This window comes from Streptosporangium sp. DT93 (genome assembly GCF_049844535.1).
GTDB lineage: Bacteria > Actinomycetota > Actinomycetes > Streptosporangiales > Streptosporangiaceae > Streptosporangium.
On record NZ_JBNCLF010000007.1, the window covers coordinates 65,281 to 85,125 of the forward strand.

The following is a 19,845-nucleotide window of genomic DNA, read 5'->3' on the forward strand; positions in this document are numbered from 1 at the left end:
TCCAGTACGCACTCCGAGAACCCGTGGAAAGCGGTTCAATGCACGTCCTTTCGCCTCACCCGATGACCTCCATTCTGAAGGGGATCACCCCGCAAAAGCGAGTGATCGGAAAAGGAAAGGATCTCCACGACCAAAGGAACGATTCCGGTAAAGTGATCGTCCATGCGGCTCTCCCGGGTGTCCTTCCGATACTCACGCCGAGGTCCCTGGATCCTGAAGGACGTCGAGCTCGAACTCCGGCCGGGGGCCGTCGTCGAGGTCACGGGCCGTAACGGCGCCGGAAAATCGACCCTGCTGCGGCTGCTCGCCGGGTTCGTCCCACCGTCCCGGGGGGCGATCGCCGAGCGTCCCGGCATCGTCGGCTACGCCCCCGACGTCTTCCCCGCCGACCAGCCGTTCACCGTCTCCGCCTACCTGGCCCACATGTCGAGGATCCGGGGCGTCCCCGCCGGTTCCGCCGTGGACCTGGCAGGACGGCTGAACGCGGCCCACCTGCTCGACCAGCCGCTCGGCGACCTGTCCAAGGGCAGCGCCCAGAAGATCGGGATCATCCAGTCACTGCTGGCCCCGCCGGACCTGCTGATCCTGGACGAACCCTTCGCCGGGCTCGACGAGCAGACCCGCACCGAGCTTCCCGTGATCATCGAAGAGATCGCCGCACGCGGCGGCACGGTCGTGGTCAGCGACCACCAGAAGCAGCTGACGGACTTCCCCGGCGCCGGGCACTGGCTCGTCGCGGACGGCACGATCACGACCGGCACGGTCACGATCGACGGGACCACGATCGACGGGACCACGGATGGCGCGGTCACGGCCGACGCGGTCGAGGTCGGCGAGGTCACGACCGGCGAGGCCACCGCCCGCGCCCGGGAGTCCTCGCCGGGATCGCCCCGGCAGGTGATCATCGAGGTGATCGTGGACGTGGACGACGCCGACGAGGTAGAGCAGAAACTCCGCGCCGACGGCCACACCGTCAGACGGTCCGGCGGCCACGTCGTCAGGCGGTCGTCGTGATCCACCTCGTACGCTTCAAGCTCGCCGCCTACGCCCGCTCGCACCGGCTGCTCCAGCCGATGATCGGGCTGTTCGCGATGCTGGTGATCTTCTATTCCACGCTCACCCCGCCCGGCAGGGAGCTCTCCGCCTACGCCGACTCGGCCGGGCTGCTCATCCTCGTCTTCGCCTGGGCCGCCAGGGGACTGCTCGACACCGAGCCCCCCACCCAGCGGCTGATCTCCATGACGGCCGCCGGGCGGCCCGGGCGCGAGATCGGCGCCGGGGTGCTCGCCGCGCTGACCGTCAACCTGGGCCTCGCGGCGATCGCGATCGGCCTCCCCCTGGTCCACGGCTTCGCCGTCATGCCCGCCCCCGCCGACCTGGCGGGCGGCATCGCGCTGCACCTGCTCGGCCTGAGCGCCGGGACGGCCCTGGGCGCCCTGACCAGCCGCCCGATCCTGCCCTCCCCCGCCGTCTCGATGCTCGTCCTGTTCGGCGGCTACGTCGCGCTCCTGCTGATCAGCCTCACCCCGGTGGGCCGCCTCGCGGTGCCGATCATGCCCTGGATGCGCGCCGCCAACTCCGGTCTGCTCGGCACCGCCCTGCTGCCCATCTCCGCCGCCACCCTCTTCTGGACCGCCGCGGGCCTCGCCCTGTACACGCGCCTCCGCCGCCTGAACCCCTGAGCGACCCCTCGGCGCCCGACACGGACGCCGAGGGGGCCGTCGACCTGCCGTGAACGGATCGGCCAGGCGCTCACCGGTGCGGGGCAGCGACCTCCCACAGGGCGCTTACCGGCATCGCGCGCATCCGGTCGCCGAACGGGAGCGTCCGCGTTCCCGTGTAGAGGACGATCCCTACCGCGAAGTCGTCGCCGAGGCGGGCCGCCAGATGCCGCAATCCCTTGAAGTCGTCCGGCCGCACCGTCGACGACGCCTTCACCTCTATGCCGACCACCAGCCCCCGACGGTTCTCCAGGACGGCGTCGACCTCCACCCGGTCCTTGGTCCGGTAGTGGAACAGTTCCACGCGCTCGTCCGACCAGGTGAGTTGGCGAGCCAGCTCCATCAGGACGAAGCCCTCCAGAAGCGGACCGAAGACACCCTCGGGACGCACCAGACTTCTGGCGTCGGCTGCCAGGAGGTTGGCCGCGATCCCGGAATCGAACGAATGCCATCGTGGACGTCCCGATCGCACGCCCCCCCAGATTGCGCGACCAGGCGGGGATTCGTTTGATCAGGAAGACCTCCTCCAGCAGCCCCAGGTATCGATGGATCGTGCTCACGGAGAGCCCGATCCCGTCGCTCAGGGATCCCGGGACCAGCAGCCGGGCAGAGCGTCGGGAAGCGTTCGGAGCCCGAGTGCGCGCGCCGATCCTGTCAGCAGGTAGCGGCCGGGCCTCGGATCGCTGTCCACCTGCTCCTTGATGGCGAGCAGCAACTCCGGGACCCGCTGGATCTCGTCGATGACCATGAGTTCGGGGAACTCCACGAAACCGGTGGGGTCGGTGATCGCGGCCTGACGGACGGCGGGGGCGTCGAGGTTGCGCCACTCTCCCGCGCGCTCTTTGGCCAGAAGCCGGACCAGGGTGCTCTTGCCGCACTGGCGTGCCCCCCGTCACGAGGGTGACGCGAGTGTCGGCCAGAGCCTCCTCGACGGCCTTTTCCGCACGTCGTGGAACCACCTTCCCGAGAGGCGTCCGTGAGTCGCTGACCATGGGGTCGGCATGACACACCATGGCTTTGCTGACAGGATGGCCGCCGAAGCGCTGACACAATGGCCGCGGGTTGGCTGACAGAACAGTCGCTCTCCGGACGATTCTCCGGCCGTCATGTCACCGAGGACATGGTCACGAACGCGCTCCGAGATTCCCCCTGTCGCGCGACCCGATATCCTGCCTTACAGGATATGGTGTTCCCATGAGCCAACGGACGATGACGGAACCGGCGTTCCTCGTCCTCACCGCGCTGGTCGACGCTCCACGCCACGGTTACGGGATCGTGCAGGAGGTCGGGAAGCTCTCGGGAGGGCGGGTGGAGCTGAAGATCGGCACGCTGTACGGGGTGCTGGACCGGCTGGCCGCCGAGGAGCTGGTCGCGCTGGACCGCGAGGAGGCCCAGCAGGGGCGGCTACGCCGCTACTACCGGCTCACCGAGTCCGGGGCGCGCGCCCTGGAGGCGGAGGCCACCCGGCTGGCGGAGAACGTCGAGAGCGCGCGCGAACGGCTGCGCGTCCGGCACGCGGGGGGTGTGGCGTGAGCCTTCTGGAGGACCGCTACCGGCGCGTGCTTCGCCTGCTGCCCGCCTCCTACCGCGCCGGGCGGGAGGAGGAGATGGTCTGCGCCTTCATGGAGGGATCGCCCGATCTCACCGACGCCGACGACCCCCGGCCACGCTGGTCGGAGATCGCCAGCGTGGCCGCCCTGTCGCTGCGGGTACGGCTGGGCGGCACGGGCGCGGCACCGCGCTTCCTCGCCTGGGGCCGGGCCGTCCGCCTGGTGGCCGTGCTCGGGTTGCTCTTCCACGCGACGGTGAGCTGCGCCTGGTTCCTGGACATCGTGAGGCGCTCCCTGAGCACCGGCCAGCCCGCCGTCCTCGGCGAGATCGGGTCCGCGCGGTGGTTGTACGACATCTCGGTGATGCTCGGCTACCTGCTGTGGATCGCGGTCTTCGGCACGCTCGTGCGCGGCCACCTCCGCACCGCGAAGATCCTCGCGCTGCTCGCCCTGGTGTCGTTCTACGGCCCGCTCGTCCAGGGCGGGCCCCAGACGGGCGACTCCCTCGTGTACGGCCTGCTGTTCTCGGTCCCCGTCCTGGCTCTGGTGGCCGGGTTCCACCGCGACGCGCCACCCCCGCACCTGCCCCGGTGGGCGGCCGCCCTGCCCGTTCTCGCCGGCGTCCCGCTGCACGTGATCATGAGCGCGCTCGGCTCGCTGGGAATGTCGCAGAACATCGACTGGACCCTCTGGTCGTGGCTGTGGCCGTGGCTGAGCAACTCGGGAATGGCCTGCCTGGCGTTCCTGGTCGCGGGCGCGATCTGCCTGGGAAGACGCCCGAGCGCTCCGGGCGGGCGTGACCCCTCGCTGCCGCTGGCGCTGGCCATCCTGTCCGTGCCGGTGACGCTCGCCCGCGTCACCTTCCTGACCGTCGACGCCGTCGACCCGCCGACCCGCACCATGGCGGCCGTGAACATCGGCCAGCTCGTCGCGGTGCTGCTGTGCGGCCTGGCGCTCGCCCGCGTGGCCATCAGGGCCCTGCCCGCCGTTCCCCCCCTTCCCGAGGCGACCGACGCGCCCCCGTCCCCGCCGCCGTCCTCCGTTTGACGGCCCGGCCAGCCCCCCGATCCGGTTGACGGCCCGTTCGGCCCCCCGACGACCCGACCACCCGGCGGCCCGACCACCCCGCCGCACACGACAGCACGGCCGGACGTGACGGCCGTGAAGACGTCACGGACCCGAAGATCACCCGGCGCCGCGCCGGCCGCTACTCGGCGGCGGCGAGCTGGCCGCAGGCGCCGTCGATCTCGCGACCCCGGGTGTCGCGGACCGTCACCGGCACCCCGTGGAACTCCAGGCGCCGGACGAAGGCCCGCTCGTCCTCCGGACGGGAGGCCGTCCACTTCGAACCCGGGGTCGGGTTGAGCGGGATCAGGTTGACGTGCACCAGCTTGTTCTTGATCAGCTTGCCGAGCAGGTCGGCCCGCCACTCCTGGTCGTTGATGTCCTTGATCAGCGCGTACTCGATGGAGACCCGGCGCTTGGTCCTCGCCGCGTAGTCCCAGGCCGCGTCGAGGACCTCGGCGACCTTCCACCGGGTGTTGATCGGCACCAGGGTGTCGCGCAGCTCGTCGTCGGGGGCGTGCAGCGAGAGCGCCAGCGTGACCGGCAGGCCCTCGGCGGCGAGCTTGCCGATCGCCGGGACCAGGCCGACCGTGGAGACGGTGACGCCGCGGGCGGAGATGCCCAGGCCGTCGGGGGCGGGCTCGACCATCCGCCGGACGGCGCCGATCACCGCCTTGTAGTTGGCCATCGGCTCGCCCATGCCCATGAAGACGACGTTGCTGACCCGCCCCGGCCCCCCCGGGACCTCACCGGCCGCGAGCGCCCGCGCCCCGGCGACGACCTGCTCGACGATCTCGGCGGTGGTCATGTTGCGGGTCAGGCCCGCCTGCCCGGTGGCGCAGAACGGGCAGTTCATGCCGCAGCCGGCCTGCGAGGACACGCACATGGTCGTACGGTCGGTGTAGCGCATCAGGACCGACTCGACCAGCGCCCCGTCGAAGAGCCGCCACAGCGTCTTGCGGGTGGTGCCGGCGTCGGTGGTCATCTCCCGGACCGGGGTCAGCAGCGTGGGGAAGAACGCCGTGGCGAACTTCTCCCTGGCCGCGGCCGGCAGGTCCGTCATCAGCTCGGGATCGCCGGTGAGTTTCTCGAAGTAGTGCCGGGAGAGCTGATCGGCGCGGAAGGGCTTCTCACCCAGCTCGGCCACGGCCGCCCGGCGCTCGGCCATGGTCAGATCGGCCAGGTGGCGGGCGGGCTTGGCCCGGCGCGGCGCCACGAAGGTGAGCTGGCCGGGTACGGGGGTCCCGGGCGGGCTGACACTCGACAAGTCCAACGCCTTCTCTCGACGGTTACGCGAATACTCGGAGCGGCGCCCGACCGTGATCTAGAGTCCGAAGATATGGCGACAAACCGCCCTACGGGAGAGCGGGGAGACGGCGTCGAGGTCATACTCACCGACGTCAATCCCTACGGGAGCCGCACCCTGGTGGTCGAACGCGACGATACTTCCTCGGTAGCTTACCTGTGCGGACCGGGCGGGACGGTGCACGGAGCCGTCTGGCTGGCCAACCACGGCCCGGCACCGGACACGATCGACCCGGCCCGCCTGACCTCCGAGCTGCCCCCGGTCGTCCCCCGGGCCCACACCCGCCACCCCGGCGGCCGAGGCCCCCTGGGCGCGCTGCGGGCCCTGTGGTTCGAGGAGGGCGACGGCGTCGCCCTGTACGAGAACGACGACCTGCTCGCGGTCATTCCGGGCTGGGCGGACATGAGCAGGGGGATGCCCGGCTACGCCCGGGACGCGCTGGGCGAGTCCCCGTTCGCCTGGTCCCTGCAGGAGGCCCACGACGGCCTGGCCCCCCGGATCGCCCAGGCCCGCTCCTACTGGGAGTGGCGCGGCGGCGACGGCGCCTGGGCCACCTTCCAGCAGTTCGTGATGGGCCACCTGGACCGCGCGGTCGGCACCGCCGGCAGGTTCTGGGACGCCGGCGGCCGACGGATGCCCACCGTGGGGATCACCGAACGGCCGCCCGAGCGCGGCAGGGGGCACACGATCCTGTCCACGGTCGGGATGAGCTGCCAGCGGATGCCCACCGTGGAGCAGTACATCGACCGGCCCCACGCCTGCGCACGGGTGGAGCTCGCCGTCGCCACCCCCGGGGACGCCCGCGACGCCGCCCGGCTCTTCCTGTGGCTGGGCCAGTACCCCTGGCACTCGGTCACCTGGCTGGGTCACGGCCACACCGCCCGGTGGTACCACCGGCCCGAGACGTTCCCCCTCGGCCCCGCCTACGGCGGCGTCATCATGCTGAACGGCCTGCCCGGCCTGCCCGACATGTCGGGTTTCTCATTCGGCGGGGACTCTGTCCGGTGGCTCTGGCTCGTCCCCCTCACCCTCGACGAGCTGGACCTGGTCTCGGCGAAGGGCCACCGGGCGGTGCTCCCCGGACTCTCCGCGACCCGGCTCACCGGCCCCGGCTGACCCGTCCCTCCGGCGCGGCCCCGTCCGGGGACCCTCGTCCGGCGCGATCCTCGTCCGGCGCGATCCCCTCCGGGGCCGGAGCCGGGCTCCTCCCGGCGCGGCGCGGTTCAGACCAGCAGCGTGAGCAGGATCCAGACCGGGATCAACGCGGACACCATCGAGTCGAGGCGGTCCATCATCCCGCCGTGACCGGGCAGCACGCTGCCCATGTCCTTGACGCCGAGATCACGCTTGATCACCGACTCGACCAGGTCGCCGAGGGTGGCGAAGACCACCACCACGGCGCCGATCAGGACGCCCTTCCAGATCTCCTCCTGCAGGAGCCACGCCACCAGCCACCCGCCCACCGCCATGCAGGTGAGCGCCGATCCTGCGAAGCCCTCCCAGGTCTTCTTGGGGCTGATCACCCGCGCCATCGGGTGCTTGCCCAGCGAGATCCCGGCGAAGTAGCCGCCGATGTCGCTCGCGGCCGTGGTGGCGATGAAGACCACCACCCGCCCCGGGCCGTCGTCCGGGTCGGCCAGCAGCAGCGCGACGAACCCGGCCAGCAGCGAGGGATAGACGACGACCAGGATCGTCGCGGTGATGTCGCGGACGTAGTTCTCGGTGCCCTTGAACATCCGCCAGATCATCAGCACCAGCACGGCCATCGCGAAGGCGCCGACCAGGAAGGCGGCCCCGCCCCAGGGGGAGCCGGTCAGCTCCGCACCCCAGTACGCGGCGACCAGCATGGCGGCCATGGCGCCCAGCGCCGGGACCAGCGGCACGGTGATGCCCCTGACCTCGAACGACCGGACCAGCTCGGTCACACCGATGCCCACCGCCGCGATCACCACCGCGAGGAAGAGCACCTTTACGAAGTAGAGGGAGAGGATGATGACCGCCGCCAGAGCGAGTCCCACCGCCGCCGCGACGGGAAGATTCCGGCCGGTACGGCTACTGCCCGCCACGGGTTCCACAGGGGTCCTACTTTCCTACACGCACAAAATCCCTGTCCCGCACGGACGCCCGCGCGGGACAAGGATCATGGCTCAGACCTCGAGAAGCTCGGCTTCCTTGTGCTTGAGCAGCTCATCGATCTTGGCGACGTGCTTCTGGGTCAGATCGTCGAGTTCCTTCTCGGCCCGCCGGATCTCGTCCTCGCCGGCCTCGGCGTCCTTGACCATCTTGTCCAGGGTCTCCTTCGCGCTGCGACGGATGTTGCGGACCGAGACCTTGGACTGCTCCGCCTTGTTCCTGGCGACCTTGATGTACTCCTTGCGGCGCTCCTCCGACAGCTCGGGGAAGGCGACCCGGATCACGGCTCCGTCGTTGCCGGGGTTCACCCCCAGGTCGGAGTTGCGGATCGCCTTCTCGATCGCGGCCATCGAGCCCTTGTCGAACGGCTGGATGATGACCATGCGCGCCTCGGGCACGTGGAACGAGGCAAGCTGCTGAATGGGGGTGGGCGTCCCGTAGTACTCAGCGCTGATCTTGTTGAACATCGACGGGGTGACACGGCCCGTACGGATGGCCGCGAAGTCGTCCTTCGCCACCGAAACGGCCTTGTCCATCTTTTCCTCGGCTTCGAGGAGGGTTTCGTCGATCACAGCGGACTCCCTGTCTTCTCGGTCACTCCCCATCCTCACGCACTTCGCGGGACGCCATCACCGCGACGGCCCCGTCCGGGACCTCCACGGCTCGCGTACCACTCCGCTCGCTGCGTCAGGTTCGCATCCTGTCTTCTCGCTCGCTCACCGCTCCGGCGCGCGTCGCTTCCGGCTCCCGCCCGCTCCGCTCGTCCCGGGGGTGCGCTCCCGCTACCGCGCCGGGCTCACCAGCGTCCCGATCTTCTCACCGCGCACCGCCCGCAGGATGTTGCCCTCGCCCATGAGGTCGAAGACCACGATGGGCAGGTTGTTGTCCATGCACAGGCTGATCGCGGTGGCGTCCATGACGCCGAGACCGCGGGTCAGCACCTCACCGTATTCGAGGTGGTCGAACCGGACGGCGTCGGGATTCTTGCGGGGGTCGGCGTCGTAGACGCCGTCCACCTGGGTGCCCTTGAGCAGCGCCTCGGCGCCGATCTCCAGCGCCCGCTGCGCGGCGCAGGTGTCGGTGGAGAAGAACGGCGAACCGAGCCCCGCACCGAAGATGACCACGCGGCCCTTCTCCAGGTGACGGATGGCCCGGCGGGGCAGGAACGGCTCGGCGACCTGCTGCATGGTGATCGCGGTCTGGACGCGGGTGTCGACGCCCCGCTTCTCCAGGAAGTCCTGGAGGGCCAGGCAGTTGATGACCGTGCCGAGCATGCCCATGTAGTCGGCTCGCGCGCGGTCCATCCCGCGCTCGGCCATGGCGGCGCCGCGGAACATGTTCCCGCCGCCCACCACCACCGAGACCTGGACGCCACCGCGTACGGCCTCGGCGATCGAGTCGGCGAGGTGCCCGACGACGCCCGGGTCGATGCCCAGCGGCTCGCCACCGGCGAACGCCTCACCCGACAGCTTCAACATCACCCGCTTCCAGCGGAGCGGGTCCGGATACGAAGAAACCGCCGGCGTAGCGGGTCCTGGATTCTCCTGCACGACGGCGGCCTCCTCGTTCGGTGCTCTGCGAGAGCGGATGTCAGGGACCTGTCGGGGACCTGTGACGGCCCCCCTTGGAACTAGGCCTGGCCGACCTTGAAACGGACGAAGGCCTGGACCTTGACGCCGTTCTCGTCCGCGAACTTCGCCACGGACTTCTTGTTGTCCTTGACGAAGGACTGCTCAAGGAGGGTGAAGTCCTTGTACCAGCCGTTGATCCGGCCGTCGACGATCTTGCCGATGGCGGCCTCGGGCTTGCCCTCGTCGCGCGTCATCTCCTCGAAGAGCGCGCGCTCCTTCTCGACGACGTCGGCCGGGACCTCGGCGGGGCTGAGGTACTTGGGGGCCATCGCGGCGGCGTGCTGCGCGATGTCCTTGGCGACGTCGGCGCCGGCGGTGTCGAGCTGCACGAGCACACCGACCGCCGGGGGAAGCTGGGGGTCGGTCTTGTGCATGTAGGAGCCGATGTAGCCGCCCTCGAGCACGGCGAACCGGCGGACCTCGATCTTCTCACCGAGCGCGGCGTTGGCCTCGTCCAGGTGCGCCTTGACGGACCTGCCGTCGAGGTCGGAGTCGAGCAGGGCGGGGACGTCGACCGGCCGGGCGGCCAGGATGTGCGTCACGACCTGGGCCGCGAGCTCCTGGAAACGCTCGCCCTTGGCGACGAAGTCGGTCTCGCAGTTGAGCTCCAGCAGCGCCGCGGCGGAGTCACCGTCCTGCTTGAGGGCGACCAGGCCGTTGGAGGCGGTGCGGGCCTCACGCTTGCCGACGTCCTTGGCTCCCTTGAGACGAAGGAGCTCGACCGCGCGGTCGAAGTCGCCCTCGGACTCTTCGAGAGCCTTCTTGCAGTCCATCATGCCGGCGGCGGTCAGCTCACGAAGCCGCTTGACGTCGGCCATGTTCACGGAAGCCATTGTCTTTTCCTCGTGGGAATCGTCGTGGATCGAGTGGGTGCCCCGACTGGGCGGCACCCACCCGGAAGGGTCGTGCGGGTCGTACGGCCACCGGGGCCGTACGAGGAGGAACTAGGCCTGCTTCTCGGTCTTCTCGGTGCCCTCGGCGGCCTCGGCGGACTCGGTGCCGTCGGTGTCGCCCTCGGCGGCCGGGGTGGCCTCGGCAGTCTCGGCGGGGGCCTCGTCGGTCTCCGCGGGGGCCTCAGCGGCCGCGGGGGCCTCGGCGGACTCGGTGCTCTCGGCGGTCTCGGCCTCGGCGGCCGGGGCCGTCTCGGCGGGGGCGCTCTCGTCGCTGCGGGTCAGCAGCTCCTGCTCCCACTCGGCCAGCGGCTCGGCGCCACCGGCGACGGCCGGCTTGTCGTCCCCGCCGCGGTTCGCCCCGGCGCGGGCCATCAGACCGGCGGCGACGGCGTCGGCGACGACGCGGGTGAGCAGGCCGACGGCGCGGATGGCGTCGTCGTTACCCGGGATCGGGTAGTCGACCTCGTCGGGGTCGCAGTTGGTGTCGAGGATGGCCACGACCGGGATGTGAAGCTTGCGAGCCTCGCTGATCCCGATGTGCTCCTTCTTGGTGTCGACGATCCACACCGCGCTGGGGATCCGGGACATGTCCCGGATGCCGCCCAGGGTGCGCTCGAGCTTCTCCTTCTCGCGGCGGCGCATGAGGAGCTCCTTCTTCGTGAGCCCCGAGGCGGCCACGTTGTCGAAGTCGAGCTCCTCCAGCTCCTTCAGGCGCTGGAGCCTCTTGTGCACGGTGGAGAAGTTGGTGAGCATGCCACCCAGCCAGCGCTGGTTGACGTACGGCATCCCGACACGGGCGGCCTGCTCGGCGATGGCCTCCTGGGCCTGCTTCTTCGTGCCGATGAACATGATCGTGCCGCCGTGCGCGACGGTCTCCTTGACGAAGTCGTAGGCCCGGTCGATGAAGGCCAGCGACTTCTGAAGGTCGATGATGTAGATGCCGTTGCGCTCGGTGAAGATGAAGCGCTTCATCTTCGGGTTCCAGCGCCGCGTCTGGTGGCCGAAGTGCACGCCGCTCTCGAGCAGCTGTCGCATGGTGACGACGGGGGTGGACATGTGATTGTCCTCCAGGTCGGGGCGCCCATCGCTGGGCGCGGTTCTCGGTTGGACGCGACGGCCAGCGGCCGTCGCCCTGATGCCCCGCACCGGACCCGGCCGGGCTCTCACCCGGACCGAAGGGACCGCGGTTCTCGACGGGGCATGCGAAGTCGGCCCGTGACTCACAGGCCATCAAAAAGTGTACCCGCAACCGGACAGCCCCCTGACCCGCGGCCTCCTGGCCCCCGGGGACACCGGGGACGCCGGGGACGCCGCCCACGCGAGACCGGACCTTCATGGAACGCGGCACGTCGGACCAGGACACCCCCTGGGACATCACCCGCGAGGACGCCCGCTCCGACCGGCGGCCCCGGACGTCTCCGGGCATCGACGAGGAGTGTCCGGCTTCGACCCGATCCGGCCGGACACGCCGAACCCGGGTGCACCTGGACACCGTCCGTGAGGGGGCCCGCTCCGTCCGGGGACGCCGCGCGGCGGACCCGGACGCCTCCGGGCATCACCCTGAGGTGACCGATCCCTTCCGGGACGCCTCCCGGATGGGCCGAGGCATCTCCTGGAGGACCCCGCCGGTCTCCTCGGGCGCCTCGGACATGTCGCGCGGACGGGCTCAGGCGTCCCTGGGGATGCCGTGCGGGCGCCTCCGGGCGCGGGGGAAGAGGCTGACCTGGGCCTCGGCGACCCTGGCACCGGCCGGGGCGTCCGCACGGTCCCTGACCGTGGTCCTGTAGGGGGCGAGCAGCTCGTCGATCCGCTCGTTCAGCCGCTTCAGCTCCTCGGCGTCGACCAGCAGGACGGACCGGTTGAACAACGCCGCCTCCCGCCACTCCCTGGAGTCCCGCTCCAGCGCCTCCAGCCCCCGGGTGGCCTCATCCTCCGCCTGGTCCCGAAAAGCCTTGATCAGGAACTCCTTGGCGGCGCGCACGTCCGGCCCGTCGTCCGGCTCCGGGCTGACGCTCAGGCCCATCGGGCTGGATCGCCACACGCGCTCCCTGCCGTCACCGCGGGCGGGCGCGTCCTCGACGAAGCCGTACTTGGCGAGCATCCGCAGGTGGTAGCTGGCCGCGCTGGGCGTGACCCCGACCACCTCGGCCATCTCGGTCGCGGTGCAGGGCCCCTCGGCCTGGAGCCGGTTCAGGATCGCGAGCCGCGCGGGGTGCGCCAGCGCGCGCATCGCCGTGGGATCGGTGAGGGACTTGCGCTTCGGCACCTCGGTCATGTGCAGACCGTACCCATTCCAGATGTGAAGGATTGCCTTCACATCTGTGAAGGATTACCTTCATAGATGTGAAGCGTATCCTTCAGACCTCTCGCCGGGTTTCCAGGAGCCCGGAGGACCCCGCACCGCCAGCCCTGTCCGTGCCCCCCGCCCCCTCTGCGCCTTCCACGTCCTGCGTGCCTTCCACGTCCTCTGCGACCCCCGCACCCGCCGATCGGCCGGTGCCCCTCAGGAGGCGGCGCGACTACCGGTTGCTGTTCGCCGCCCGCGCCGTCACCGAGACCGGCACCGAGGTATCCCGGCTGGCGGTGCCGCTGACCGCCGCCGCCCTGCTGGGTGCGTCCCCGGCCCAGATGGGCGTGCTCACCGCCGCGACCTCGCTGCCCCACCTGCTGTTCGGCCTCCAGGCCGGAGCCCTCGCCGACCGGCTGAGGCGGCACCGCCCGGTCATGGTCGCCTGTGACGTGGTCTCCGCGCTCGTCATGGCCACCGTTCCGGCGGCCTGGGTCGTGGGTCTGCTGACCGTCCCCTGGCTGGTCGCGGTGGCGTTCGTCGTCGGCACCTGTTCGGCGATCTTCAGGGCGGTCAACTTCCCGCACCTGACCACCGTCGTGCCCGAGAGCCAGCGGCCCGAGGCCCTCGCGGGCTTCCAGTCGGCCTTCGCGGTGGCCACCGTCGGTGGCCCCGGCCTGGCCGGCCTGCTCGTCCAACTGATCACCGCGCCGTTCGCGATCCTGGTCGACGCACTCTCGTTCCTGGCCTCGGCGTTCCTGATCCGGTCGATCGCGGCACCGGAGAACCACGTCCCGGCTCCCCCGCGCGGCATGTGGACCGAGATCCGCGAGGGCCTGAGCGCGGTGGCCCGCAACCCGGTGCTCCGCGCGCTCAGCGGCGCCGGGGTCACGATCAACTTCTTCGGCGGCGCGTTCATGGCACTGTTCGTGATCTACGCCCTCAGCGTGGTCCACCTGCCGGCGGGGCTGGTCGGCGCGGTCACCGCCTGCTTCGGCGTCGGCGGCCTGCTGGGTGCGGCCGTCGTACCGCGCATGACCAGGCGGTTCGGCGAGAACGCCGTCGTGGCCGGTGCCGCGCTGCTCTTCCCGCTCGACTTCGTGATCACCGCCCTGGTCTCGGGCCCGCCCTGGCGCAGCTTCCTGTTCCTGGCCGCCAGCGCGGTGATCTCCGGCGTGGCCGTCGTGGCCTTCTCCGTCTGCCTGGGCACCATCACCCTGCGCGAGGCCCCGGCCGAGCTGCGCGGCCGGGTCAACGCCACGCAGTCGTTCATGATCCAGGGTGTCCTCACCCTGGGCGGTCTCGGCGGTGGTCTCGCCGGTGAACTGCTGGGGATGCGCACGGTCTTCTGGATCTCCGCCGCCGGGGTACTGACGGCGACCGGCTGGATCCTGCTCTCCCCGCTCCGCCACTTCTCGGCCGCGCGCACGCCCTGACCTCCCCGCGTCCCCGGCGGATGGGAGCCGTCCCTTTGCCGCGTCGGGGCAGGCCCGAGGGAAGCGGTGGATCACATCCGTTCACCCCTGCGCGAGCCGGTCCCCTCGAACTCGGCGGACTCGTGGACCCGGGGAGATCACCACCAGGCGGGCGGATGTTCTCCCTGTCGGGGTGGCGGGCTCGACCAGTAGGGCGACCTCCCGCCGACCGTCCCCGGGGGCCGGAGATGGGTGAGGCGGCCGAAGACGCTCTCGGTCTCCTCCAGCAGATCGGTGACGTCCGGCTCCGGTGTGTCCGCGCCGTCGACGCGGCCCAGGCCGTCCAGCCAGTGCGCGGTCCGGGCAAGGGAGAGTTCCACCCGCCAGGAGCCGCCCTCGGCGGACCGGCGGAGCAGCGCGGCCACCGCACCGAAGGCCGCCAGGTGGCCCGTGGCGTGGTCGAGAACCTGGGCGGGCAGCGGACGCGGCCGCGAGCCGTCACCGCCCTCGTGGGCGATACCGCAGGCCATCTGCACCAGGCTGTCGAACCCGCGCCCGCCCGCCCACGGACCCTGCCTCCCGTACGCCGAGACGTCCACGCACACGATGCCCGGCCTGATCGCCGCCAGTTCCCCAGGACCGAACCCGAGCGCCTCCAGCGCCCCCGGCCGGTACGACTGCACGAACACGTCCGCCCCGGCCACCAGGGCACGCAACCCGGCCCTTCCCTCCTCCGTCCTGAGGTCCAGGTGACAGGATCGCTTGCCGAAAGCGGAGCCGATCACCGCTCCGGGCACCTCGGGAAGGTGCTCGGCCCCGACCCTGAGCACCCGGGCCCCGTGCGAGGCGAGCACCCGTGTCGCGTAGGGCCCGGAGAGCACCCTCGTCAGGTCGAGCACCCGGATCCCCTCCAGCGCCCGCCCACCCCCGGCCCCGCCCTTCGCACCGACCCCGCTCCCGACCTCCGCCTCGCCCCCGCCCTTCACCCGGCCCTCGATCCCGTCCCTGACGCGGCCCCCGCTCCCCACAGGGGGCCCGCCTCTCGCGCCGGCCGTCTCCCTCACCCCGACACCTCCGGAGCTCGAGCCGGAGCCGGAGCCGACGAGGTGATCGGATCCGTCGACGCGGGTCAACCGCACGAGGGGTGAGGCGGCCACCGCCCGGAACTGCGGATGCTCCAGCCATCCGGCACGGTCGCGCATGGCCGCGGCGCATCCTCCCGCCCTCGTCACCGCCTCCTCGATCTCGACGGCATCCCGAACGGCGCAGGCATGAGCGACGGCGTCGGGGGCCGCGCCGGCCGGTAGGGCCAGTGCCGCGAGGGCGGCGTCGCGATGATGATCGAAATTGCAGTGCAGCCGGACCCAGCCGTCCGCGGTCCGGTAGTCCCCCGACAGGGGTGCCCACAGATTCACGGCCGTCCCGTCGATCCTGAGATGGCGCTCGTCCCGGAAGGCCACCGCCGCCTCCCGCACGTCGACCGCGGCCTCGCTCCCGTCGCCCCGGAACGCCGCGACCGCCGCGGTGGCGGCTCCGACCGCGACGGCGGCGGCCGTCCCCACCCGGAAGACCGAGGGCAGCACCGGATCGCTCCCGCTCACCCGGAGCGGCGGCACCGTGATCCCCAGTTCGGCGGCCAGCTCACGAACATGATCATCGATCATGCGCTCCTCCTTGCGACAGCCTGTCCACAGAATCGCGTTCGGCGCCATCCTCGCTCCACGGAATGCCCATGCTCACACCCATGAGATCCGTCCACACCATGGGGTTACCGATCCTGCTGTGCCCGCTGGTCCTGGCATCGGCATCGGCATCGGCCGGCGTACACCCACCGTCCGTACGGACCGGCCAGCACACGGCCACCCACGTCGCCGAGCACCGCACGACCGCTCCGATCGGTGCCGTCGAACGAGCGGCCCGCGCACGGACCATCACCGCCCACGACCGGCGCACCGGCACATCCGCCCGCACACCCGATTCGGCAGGAGCGAATGCGGCAGAGACGAACCCGGCAAGGACAAGCCCGGCGGGGACCAGCCGGGCGGGAACGACGCGCCCGGATCGGTGGTCCGCCCCCACCTCACCCTGGAGATGGCCGCTCGCCGGGCGGCCACGGGTGCCGCGCGGATTCGCACCACCGCCGCGACCGTGGCTGGCGGGTCACCGGGGCGTCGATCTCACCGCCTCCCCCGGCGCCGAGGTACGCGCCGCGGGGCCGGGAACGATCGGTTACGCGGGGCAGCTCGCCGGACGGGGAGTGGTGACCGTGCTCCACAGCTCCGGGCTGCGAACGACCTATCTGCCGGTCCGGCCCACGGTCCGGCGCGGGCAGGTGGTCGGCGCGGGAGAGACGATCGGTGTCCTCCAGGACGTCCCGGGCCACTGTGCCGCCGCCTGCCTGCACTGGGGGCTGCTTCGTGACCGGGCCTACCTCGACCCCCTGCTGCTTCTCGGCCACGGCCAGGTCCGCCTTCTACCCCTGCGGCCCGTCCCTCCTGCCGTCCCGTCAGGCGCCTCCGGCGGCACGCCGCTGCCCTGACACCGGAGCCGCCACAGAGACACCGGAGCCACCACGGAACGGCGAAGGCCCCGGACTCTCAGGGAGGAACGTCCCCAAGAGAGAACCGGGCTCTCAGGGAAGGTCGCCCCACAACAGAGGTCCAGGCTCTTGGGGATGGCTGTCCTCTCAAGAGAAATCCAGGCCCTCAGAGAAGGGCACTCTTTTAAGAGAGATCCCAGCTCTCGAAAAAGGGTCGCAGTTCTCCGGTCTCCGGTCTCCGGTCTCCGGTCTCCGGTCTCCGGTCTCCGGTCTCCGGTCTCCGGTCTCCGGAAAGAAGGGTCGCCTCTGAAGAGGGCCCGGGCGCTCGAAGGTGGGTTATCCGCCGGCGGGCCGGTCGGGGCGGAGGCGCCAGCCTCGGGAGACGCGTTCGACGTAGCCCGCGGCGGCCAGGCCGCCGAGACAGGAGAGCGCGGTGTCCAGGTCGACCCCGGCGGCGACCGCGATCGTCGCCGGCCCCACACCGATCCGGGTGGGCATGACCTCCACGACCCGGCGGCTCTCCGGATCGAGCCTGTCGCGGGGAAGCACCGGCCCGCGTGGCTCGGGGGCCAGGTCCGCTCCCATCGCGCCCACGAGCTCGATCACCTCCTCGGGAGAGGTGACGCAGGTAGCCCTGCCCTGACGAATCAGCCGGTGGCACCCGATCGACGCCTCCGAGGTCACCGGGCCGGGGACGGCGGCCAGGTGACGGTTGAGCGCGACCGCGTGCCCGGCGGTGTTGAGGGCCCCGCTGCGCACGGCCGCCTCGACGATCACGGTGCCCCGGGACAGGGCCGCGATGAGACGGTTCCTGACCAGGAACCTCGGCCGGGTCGGATGGGCTCCCAGGGGAGACTCGCTGATCAGCACCCCCTGCGCGCGAACGGCGGCGAAGAGCTGCTGGTGCGCGCTGGGATAGGCGACGTCGGCACCACAGGCGAGCACGGCGACGGTCGGCGCCTCACAGGCGAGGGCGCCTCGGTGAGCCGCGCCGTCGATGCCGTGCGCGCCACCGGATGGTGGTGTACCTGAATGGGGTATGACGGGCGGAGTGTTCAGGTCTGGAGCAAAACCCCTCTTTGCTGATGACATAACTCGGGCGAGCAGCTACGATTCAAGATCCCGTGAGATGCACGTGGCGAGGACTGGGCAGCCGCACCGTTGCCAGCCCACCCGAGGCGGGACACCGGCAACGGTGCGGCCCTCACGGGACGAGCGGGCCACCCCGGCAGGCATAGTGCCGGGGTGGCCCTGCTTTATGAGACGCCTACCCTCAGCCCTTCGAGGCCTCATCGGCGTCTTGGCCGACGATCGGCGGCACCGCGAGCCGGGCCCGGTCCGCGGGAATCACCTCAGGCTCCCCGTCCGGATGCTCCAGCACGAACACGGGCACCCCCGGTGGAAGGTTCCAGCGGGTCCGCTCGGCGGGCGTGGGCATGCGGCCGGTGACCTGGCCGCCCGCCGGCAGCTCGACGACTGCCATCTCCCGGTTTGCGCGCACCCGCGTCCCTGAGCCTCTCGTCGTGACGACCCGACCCTCGGCCCGCAGGACGCTGAGCGCGTCTCTGACGGTGTCGCGGCCGACGTCGTGGATCTGGGCGAGACGCCCCTCGGTGGGGAGCTTCTCACCCGGACCATACTCGCCGCGCTCGATCGCGTCTCTGAGGAGGGCGGCGAGCCGCTCGTAGACGGAGTCGGGCGGGGAGTGGTCGATCACGATCATGAAGGCTAGGGGCAGGGTGCAGCCCTTCAAGTTGTGGCCCTAGGGCCACAACTTCATATGTGAGCAAGCTGTTGTATAAGCGATTTTCCGCCCACACCAGGCATTACGTGCGAACGTCCCTCTTCTCTATCAGGAAACGGGACATTCCCCTTCGGCGCCCCTGCCGCCGGCACCGCCCCCCGGCCAGACATACGAGAGCCCCGGCCCGGGCCAACCAGGTCGGGGCTCTCACGGTTCACGCTACTCGTCGGCCGGCGGCGGGGAGACGAACGTTCCGAGGCCGCGGACGGAGTAGGCGACGCCCTGCTCGCGCAGCCGGGTGAGGACCTTGCGGGCGGTGCCGCGCGCCACGTCGAACTCCTGCACGATCAGGTGCTCGGACGGCAGGGGCGTGTCGACCGGGTAGGTGCCGTCGGCGATCCTGCCCTTGAGGATGTCGGCCACCTGCTCCCACTTGGGGGCGTTGGGCCGCCATTCGATCATCACGGTAGAACGGTAGGCATCACTGATGACCTGCGGATACCCAGGGTGATCTATGAATCACTATGGTGAACCATGGTGACGCTCGCCTACGATGACCCCATGGAGCCGATCCCTCACTCCGCGTACGACGAGATGGTCATCGCCGCCCGCCAAGCACTCAGCCGGGGCCGCGCCCAAGACTTCACCCTGTCGCCGGCCGCGCTCGAGCTCGCCGCCGAGATGGACATCAACCCGGCCGTGGTGCGCACACACTTCCTGCTGCTGGTCTACAAGGAGACGCTCGCCGGCCGCCCCCGCAACCTGTAAAAGGCTTCCGCCGAACGCGCATGCCCGGCGTCACCCGGGGTTCGGCGGAGATGGTGGCCCGCACACCCCTGGAGGGGGGCGGGAGGGCCGCCGAGCACGAAGGGCCCCCACACCGGCGCGGGTGGGGGCCCTCCTCATGAGCGGACGTCACCCCACCCAGAGGATGTCCACCACCCGAACCACCTCAACCGAGTCCAAGACCAGGAACGTCACGAAGCCGCGGCCGCCGCCGAAGTCCGCGCGCCGCACCTGCCGGTCGCCGGTGCCCATCGTGGTCAGCGGATCGTAGGGGTTCTCGCACACATCAGCCATCGCCGCGGCCAGGGCGCCGAGCGCCTCAGTGGGAAAGCCTCCGAGCTGGCCGAGCGCCCGCTCTGACAGGTCGGGGCGGAACGTCACCGGCGGCGGGCCAGCTCGGCGCGCAGCGCCTCCCCCAGCGGCACCGCGGGGCCCGTCTTCGCCTCCTGGATGGCCTCGTAGTAGCCGGGCCGGTTCGCAGCGACCACGACCAGGCTCCACCGGTGCAGCAGCCGCCCCAGATCCCGGTAGCGGCCCATGTCGTCGCGGGCCGCCTCGAGGGCGGCCCGGTACTGGCGGAGGAACTCGGGCCGCTCCCGCTCCGGCAGGCCCTGCAGGATGGTCTGCGGGTCGCACGGGTCGTCCTCGACGGGCTGAGCGCTCATGACAGCACGGTACCTCCGAGGCCGGGCTAACACGGGCCGGGCGCCTCGACCAGTCGCCAGGGCGGGCGGGAACAACCCCTGGCGCGCGACTCCATCGGCACTCTCACGCC

Annotated in this window: 23 protein-coding genes and 1 pseudogene; 8 read left to right on the forward strand and 16 right to left on the reverse strand. The window is 71.1% G+C overall.

Annotated features, from left to right (window positions below):
* Positions 1-162 precede the first annotated feature (162 nt).
* Positions 163-1,014, forward strand: coding sequence for an ABC transporter ATP-binding protein (locus ACLQ2R_RS16890; RefSeq protein WP_425960575.1), 852 nt, complete (start codon positions 163-165; stop codon positions 1,012-1,014).
* Complete coding sequence (locus ACLQ2R_RS16895; protein ID WP_425960577.1) at positions 1,011-1,682, forward strand: hypothetical protein; 672 nt, start codon at positions 1,011-1,013, stop codon at positions 1,680-1,682. The genes ACLQ2R_RS16890 and ACLQ2R_RS16895 overlap by 4 nt, the downstream gene beginning before the upstream one ends.
* Before the next feature lie 70 nt (positions 1,683-1,752).
* Here the strand turns inward: ACLQ2R_RS16895 and ACLQ2R_RS16900 are convergent, their stop codons facing one another.
* From ACLQ2R_RS16900 to ACLQ2R_RS16910, 3 genes and pseudogenes are all read right to left on the reverse strand, one after another.
* Positions 1,753-2,193, reverse strand: coding sequence for a DUF4143 domain-containing protein (locus tag ACLQ2R_RS16900; protein ID WP_425960578.1), 441 nt, complete (start codon positions 2,191-2,193; stop codon positions 1,753-1,755).
* A 43-nt stretch (positions 2,194-2,236) separates the two neighbouring features.
* A pseudogene (locus ACLQ2R_RS16905) lies at positions 2,237-2,281 on the reverse strand (hypothetical protein); the annotation flags it as partial.
* 20 nt (positions 2,282-2,301) lie between these two features.
* Entirely contained in the window at positions 2,302-2,583 is a 282-nt protein-coding gene (locus ACLQ2R_RS16910; RefSeq protein WP_425961152.1) for an AAA family ATPase, read from the reverse strand.
* A gap of 332 nt (positions 2,584-2,915) precedes the next feature.
* Between ACLQ2R_RS16910 and ACLQ2R_RS16915 the strand changes: the two genes are divergently transcribed.
* Complete coding sequence (locus tag ACLQ2R_RS16915) at positions 2,916-3,254, forward strand: PadR family transcriptional regulator (RefSeq protein WP_425960580.1); 339 nt, start codon at positions 2,916-2,918, stop codon at positions 3,252-3,254.
* On the forward strand, positions 3,251-4,318 hold the full coding sequence (locus ACLQ2R_RS16920; RefSeq protein WP_425960582.1) for a hypothetical protein: 1,068 nt from the start codon (positions 3,251-3,253) through the stop codon (positions 4,316-4,318). The genes ACLQ2R_RS16915 and ACLQ2R_RS16920 overlap by 4 nt, the downstream gene beginning before the upstream one ends.
* Positions 4,319-4,478: 160 nt before the next feature.
* Here ACLQ2R_RS16920 and rlmN read toward each other — a convergent pair whose 3' ends face one another.
* Entirely contained in the window at positions 4,479-5,603 is a 1,125-nt protein-coding gene (rlmN, locus tag ACLQ2R_RS16925; RefSeq protein WP_425960584.1) for a 23S rRNA (adenine(2503)-C(2))-methyltransferase RlmN, read from the reverse strand.
* Positions 5,604-5,675: 72 nt separating this feature from the next.
* On the opposite strand from rlmN, the gene ACLQ2R_RS16930 reads away from it, so the two are divergent.
* Positions 5,676-6,758, forward strand: a complete 1,083-nt coding sequence (locus ACLQ2R_RS16930) for a suppressor of fused domain protein (protein WP_425960586.1) — start codon at positions 5,676-5,678, stop codon at positions 6,756-6,758.
* Between the two features lie 107 nt (positions 6,759-6,865).
* Here the strand turns inward: ACLQ2R_RS16930 and ACLQ2R_RS16935 are convergent, their stop codons facing one another.
* From ACLQ2R_RS16935 to ACLQ2R_RS16960, 6 genes are all read right to left on the reverse strand, one after another.
* Positions 6,866-7,708, reverse strand: coding sequence for a phosphatidate cytidylyltransferase (locus ACLQ2R_RS16935; RefSeq protein WP_425960588.1), 843 nt, complete (start codon positions 7,706-7,708; stop codon positions 6,866-6,868).
* 81 nt (positions 7,709-7,789) lie between these two features.
* Positions 7,790-8,347 carry a ribosome recycling factor gene (gene frr, locus ACLQ2R_RS16940; protein WP_425960590.1) on the reverse strand — a complete coding sequence of 186 codons (558 nt, stop codon included), beginning with the start codon at positions 8,345-8,347 and terminating at the stop codon, positions 7,790-7,792.
* A 210-nt stretch (positions 8,348-8,557) separates the two neighbouring features.
* Complete coding sequence (gene pyrH / locus ACLQ2R_RS16945) at positions 8,558-9,325, reverse strand: UMP kinase (protein WP_386235216.1); 768 nt, start codon at positions 9,323-9,325, stop codon at positions 8,558-8,560.
* Between the two features lie 80 nt (positions 9,326-9,405).
* The gene (gene tsf, locus ACLQ2R_RS16950) at positions 9,406-10,239 is read right to left on the reverse strand and encodes a translation elongation factor Ts (protein ID WP_425960592.1); all 834 of its coding nucleotides are present in this window, start codon (positions 10,237-10,239) and stop codon (positions 9,406-9,408) included.
* A gap of 111 nt (positions 10,240-10,350) precedes the next feature.
* Positions 10,351-11,355 (reverse strand): 30S ribosomal protein S2, encoded by a 1,005-nt coding sequence (gene rpsB / locus ACLQ2R_RS16955; RefSeq protein ID WP_425960594.1) that lies wholly within the window; start codon positions 11,353-11,355, stop codon positions 10,351-10,353.
* A gap of 610 nt (positions 11,356-11,965) precedes the next feature.
* Positions 11,966-12,574, reverse strand: a complete 609-nt coding sequence (locus ACLQ2R_RS16960) for an ArsR/SmtB family transcription factor (protein WP_425960596.1) — start codon at positions 12,572-12,574, stop codon at positions 11,966-11,968.
* A 221-nt stretch (positions 12,575-12,795) separates the two neighbouring features.
* Here ACLQ2R_RS16960 and ACLQ2R_RS16965 point away from each other — a divergent pair, with 221 nt between their 5' ends.
* Positions 12,796-14,022 (forward strand): MFS transporter, encoded by a 1,227-nt coding sequence (locus ACLQ2R_RS16965; protein WP_425960598.1) that lies wholly within the window; start codon positions 12,796-12,798, stop codon positions 14,020-14,022.
* 137 nt (positions 14,023-14,159) lie between these two features.
* On the opposite strand, the gene ACLQ2R_RS16970 is transcribed toward ACLQ2R_RS16965, so the two are convergent.
* Entirely contained in the window at positions 14,160-15,665 is a 1,506-nt protein-coding gene (locus tag ACLQ2R_RS16970; RefSeq protein ID WP_425960600.1) for a CoA transferase, read from the reverse strand.
* A gap of 452 nt (positions 15,666-16,117) precedes the next feature.
* Here ACLQ2R_RS16970 and ACLQ2R_RS16975 point away from each other — a divergent pair, with 452 nt between their 5' ends.
* Positions 16,118-16,540 (forward strand): murein hydrolase activator EnvC family protein, encoded by a 423-nt coding sequence (locus ACLQ2R_RS16975; RefSeq protein ID WP_425960602.1) that lies wholly within the window; start codon positions 16,118-16,120, stop codon positions 16,538-16,540.
* A gap of 336 nt (positions 16,541-16,876) precedes the next feature.
* Here ACLQ2R_RS16975 and ACLQ2R_RS16980 read toward each other — a convergent pair whose 3' ends face one another.
* The 3 genes from ACLQ2R_RS16980 to ACLQ2R_RS16990 all read right to left on the reverse strand — a co-directional run bounded on the left by ACLQ2R_RS16980 (position 16,877) and on the right by ACLQ2R_RS16990 (position 18,746).
* Positions 16,877-17,632, reverse strand: coding sequence for a DNA-processing protein DprA (locus ACLQ2R_RS16980; protein ID WP_425960604.1), 756 nt, complete (start codon positions 17,630-17,632; stop codon positions 16,877-16,879).
* A 181-nt stretch (positions 17,633-17,813) separates the two neighbouring features.
* Positions 17,814-18,263, reverse strand: coding sequence for a GntR family transcriptional regulator (locus ACLQ2R_RS16985; RefSeq protein WP_425960606.1), 450 nt, complete (start codon positions 18,261-18,263; stop codon positions 17,814-17,816).
* A 240-nt stretch (positions 18,264-18,503) separates the two neighbouring features.
* The gene (locus tag ACLQ2R_RS16990; RefSeq protein ID WP_425961153.1) at positions 18,504-18,746 is read right to left on the reverse strand and encodes a GntR family transcriptional regulator; all 243 of its coding nucleotides are present in this window, start codon (positions 18,744-18,746) and stop codon (positions 18,504-18,506) included.
* A 99-nt stretch (positions 18,747-18,845) separates the two neighbouring features.
* On the opposite strand from ACLQ2R_RS16990, the gene ACLQ2R_RS16995 reads away from it, so the two are divergent.
* Positions 18,846-19,052, forward strand: coding sequence for a hypothetical protein (locus tag ACLQ2R_RS16995; protein ID WP_425960608.1), 207 nt, complete (start codon positions 18,846-18,848; stop codon positions 19,050-19,052).
* Positions 19,053-19,199: 147 nt separating this feature from the next.
* Here ACLQ2R_RS16995 and ACLQ2R_RS17000 read toward each other — a convergent pair whose 3' ends face one another.
* Both ACLQ2R_RS17000 and ACLQ2R_RS17005 read right to left on the reverse strand, forming a co-directional pair.
* Positions 19,200-19,451: a hypothetical protein gene (locus tag ACLQ2R_RS17000; RefSeq protein WP_425960610.1), complete on the reverse strand. Its 252-nt coding sequence runs from the start codon at positions 19,449-19,451 to the stop codon at positions 19,200-19,202.
* Entirely contained in the window at positions 19,448-19,735 is a 288-nt protein-coding gene (locus ACLQ2R_RS17005) for a DUF6247 family protein (protein ID WP_425960612.1), read from the reverse strand. The genes ACLQ2R_RS17000 and ACLQ2R_RS17005 overlap by 4 nt, the downstream gene beginning before the upstream one ends.
* Positions 19,736-19,845: the final 110 nt, after the last annotated feature.

Excerpts from the sequence above, each read along its gene's own strand:
- ACLQ2R_RS16890 (WP_425960575.1), top strand. The coding sequence starts at position 163 with ATGCGGCTCTCCCGGGTGTCCTTCCGATACTCACGCCGAGGTCCCTGG.
- ACLQ2R_RS16915 (WP_425960580.1), top strand. The coding sequence starts at position 2,916 with ATGAGCCAACGGACGATGACGGAACCGGCGTTCCTCGTCCTCACCGCG.
- ACLQ2R_RS16930 (WP_425960586.1), top strand. The coding sequence starts at position 5,676 with ATGGCGACAAACCGCCCTACGGGAGAGCGGGGAGACGGCGTCGAGGTC.
- tsf (WP_425960592.1), bottom strand. The coding sequence starts at position 10,239 with ATGGCTTCCGTGAACATGGCCGACGTCAAGCGGCTTCGTGAGCTGACC.
- rpsB (WP_425960594.1), bottom strand. The coding sequence starts at position 11,355 with ATGTCCACCCCCGTCGTCACCATGCGACAGCTGCTCGAGAGCGGCGTG.
- ACLQ2R_RS16960 (WP_425960596.1), bottom strand. The coding sequence starts at position 12,574 with ATGACCGAGGTGCCGAAGCGCAAGTCCCTCACCGATCCCACGGCGATG.
- ACLQ2R_RS16970 (WP_425960600.1), bottom strand. The coding sequence starts at position 15,665 with ATGATCGATGATCATGTTCGTGAGCTGGCCGCCGAACTGGGGATCACG.
- ACLQ2R_RS16980 (WP_425960604.1), bottom strand. The coding sequence starts at position 17,632 with ATGTCATCAGCAAAGAGGGGTTTTGCTCCAGACCTGAACACTCCGCCC.
- ACLQ2R_RS16985 (WP_425960606.1), bottom strand. The coding sequence starts at position 18,263 with ATGATCGTGATCGACCACTCCCCGCCCGACTCCGTCTACGAGCGGCTC.
- ACLQ2R_RS16990 (WP_425961153.1), bottom strand. The coding sequence starts at position 18,746 with ATGATCGAATGGCGGCCCAACGCCCCCAAGTGGGAGCAGGTGGCCGAC.
- ACLQ2R_RS16995 (WP_425960608.1), top strand. The coding sequence starts at position 18,846 with ATGGAGCCGATCCCTCACTCCGCGTACGACGAGATGGTCATCGCCGCC.
- ACLQ2R_RS17005 (WP_425960612.1), bottom strand. The coding sequence starts at position 19,735 with ATGAGCGCTCAGCCCGTCGAGGACGACCCGTGCGACCCGCAGACCATC.